The organism is Actinoalloteichus spitiensis RMV-1378, from assembly GCF_000239155.1.
Lineage (GTDB): Bacteria > Actinomycetota > Actinomycetes > Mycobacteriales > Pseudonocardiaceae > Actinoalloteichus_B > Actinoalloteichus_B spitiensis.
In genome coordinates this window covers 1-1,824 of sequence record NZ_AGVX02000852.1, presented here as the reverse complement: position 1 = coordinate 1,824, position 1,824 = coordinate 1, and the positions used below count along the sequence as shown (strand labels likewise).

The following is a 1,824-nucleotide window of genomic DNA, read 5'->3' as shown; positions in this document are numbered from 1 at the left end:
CACGGGCGGTCGGATCACACGATCCGACCGCCCGTTCCCCGTTGGTACGTACCCGCGGGGATGTGGCTCATCGCCTCGCCACCTGCCGGCCATTCCGACAGCCGCGTGACGTGCGTCGAATACCACTGCCCGCCTCATCACCACCTCACGCGAGGACAGGGACGCCGCCAGGGGCAGGTAACCAATGCCCCGTCACACATCGTGCGGAGGCTCCGCCCCAGGTCCTCCCGCAGGACTGTGGCAGCTTGGCCCGTTTCACGCCGTGACGACCGGTGACGCTGCTACCGTGCTGTTGGCCCGCCGCCAAGGGCCTGACGCGAGGGGACGTGCGGGCCAGCGAGAGGTCCGAGCAGCCTCGGGCGCCCGCACGATGTGCTGTTGGTTGACGATCTCCTGGGGGAGGAACCGCCGTGAGCGGCAGCTACGAAGTGGACCCGGAGGCCCTGCCTGGGCCGTCGCGGAACTGAAGGCCGCACGGGACGTAGCCCTGGACCTGGAAAACCCGGGAACTGCTCTCGGCAAAGCGCTCCACGCGGGGCGATGACGGCGTGAGCATGAACGCGGGAGAGCAGCTCGCTCGATTGGGCGGCGATCCAGGCGAAGGATCACTCGCCACGACCGCGGCCAAGCTCCGCGAGGAGCTTGACAACACCATCGTTGCTTTCGAGCACATGCTTCGGGAGTACCTGGAGCTTGAGCGGTCCGCCACCCTACCTGAATACGACGGCGAGGTCAGCCAGATCAGCCTGCCGCCCGACTACTGGGAACGACAGGCCCTGAACAACGGTCGTCGATCCGGCGGCGACTACGTCGCCATCTGAGACAAGGAGAGCTTTCCGTGCAAAAGCACAATAGGCGTTTCGCGGGAGCACTACTCCTGGCGACCACCTTGGTTCTCGCCTCCTGCTCACCTGAGAACGAGCCGGAGCTACATCCCACTAGCGCTGCCGCCGAAGACACTGCCGCCTCGAGTGCTCCCGAGGAGCCGACACGGGAAACAGAGCTGCTCGCCCCCCCCGTCTCGAGCCCACTTGACGCGACCAACATCGAGGCGTGCAATCTGATTTCCGCCCAGTCGGCCACCACTCTCGGATACGACGCGGGTTCAGCTAAGATGATCGATGACGGGATGTGCCTATGGAATTCCAATGAGAACGCCGGAGCCATGGTTTCCCTTCGTACGAACATCGGTGAGGGCGGCCTGTCCGCGATCTACGAGATCCGCGACACTTATGCTGTCTTCGACGAAATGACTGTCGGGAACTATCCCGCGGTACACGCCCACACCATCGAAGATGAATCGCGATGCGTGCTGTACACCGGCATCGCCGACGATCAATACTTGGCCACGGACTTCATCCGGAACACGCTCGACAGTTTCGACTCATGCCAGGCCGCGATCGAATTCACCGAGGCAGCGATCACCGACCTTCCAGCGGCCTCCTAAGGGGACTTCGTGCACCTCGAAACCACGTGTGAAACATTCGCCGGCAGGAACGCGAAACAGCTTCGCCAGGACATCACCGGGGAAGGCCACGGCGGCAACTCCAGCGACGTCTACGGCGAGTGGAGCGATGTCTCCATCCGCTTCTCCGAACTCGCCGACCACATCAAAACCTCCCTCGCCCGAGCAGCCGACGCGCACCAGGGCGAAGCGGCCGACACCTCACGAGCCGCCACCCTCCCTCTGGTCACCTACGCGGAACAAGCCAAGGACCAAGCACAGGCAATCGGTTCCGGCGTCTCCTCCCAAAGCACCAGCCGCAATATCGCCGTCCTCAACATCCCTGAGGGGCGGGACGAGCCGAAGAAGGAGGGCTTCGA

At 64.1% G+C, this 1,824-nt stretch carries 3 protein-coding genes; all 3 read left to right on the top strand.

Going from position 1 to position 1,824, the window contains the following annotated elements:
- Positions 1 to 548: 548 nt before the first annotated feature.
- The gene (locus ACTIDRAF_RS0226090; protein WP_016701574.1) at positions 549 to 821 is read left to right on the top strand and encodes a hypothetical protein; all 273 of its coding nucleotides are present in this window, start codon (positions 549 to 551) and stop codon (positions 819 to 821) included.
- 17 nt (positions 822 to 838) lie between these two features.
- The gene (locus ACTIDRAF_RS33290; protein WP_157163298.1) at positions 839 to 1,447 is read left to right on the top strand and encodes a DUF3558 domain-containing protein; all 609 of its coding nucleotides are present in this window, start codon (positions 839 to 841) and stop codon (positions 1,445 to 1,447) included.
- A 9-nt stretch (positions 1,448 to 1,456) separates the two neighbouring features.
- On the top strand, positions 1,457 to 1,824 hold a 368-nt coding region (locus ACTIDRAF_RS31525; RefSeq protein WP_039789910.1), incomplete at its 3' end, for a hypothetical protein.